We start from the raw sequence: 239 nt of genomic DNA on the forward strand, positions 1-239 counted from the left end.
TAAGTGAGAGTCAATCCGGCTCAACTAGCTTGAGTGAAAGCCAGTCTGGTTCAACATCATTAAGTGAGAGTCAGTCAGGATCAACTTCATTGAGCGAGAGCCAATCCGGCTCAACTAGCTTGAGTGAGAGTCAGTCTGGTTCAACTTCACTAAGTGAAAGTCAATCTGGTTCAACTTCATTGAGCGAGAGCCAATCCGGCTCAACTTCATTGAGTGAGAGCCAATCTGGTTCAACTTCA

Annotated in this window: 1 protein-coding gene; it reads left to right on the forward strand. The window is 45.6% G+C overall.

Going from position 1 to position 239, the window contains the following annotated elements:
• Window positions 1–239 (forward strand): hypothetical protein (locus tag IV55_RS10485; protein WP_191979326.1); only part of this gene is annotated, 239 nt, incomplete at both ends.

Source organism: Furfurilactobacillus siliginis (assembly GCF_001437435.1).
GTDB lineage: Bacteria > Bacillota > Bacilli > Lactobacillales > Lactobacillaceae > Furfurilactobacillus > Furfurilactobacillus siliginis.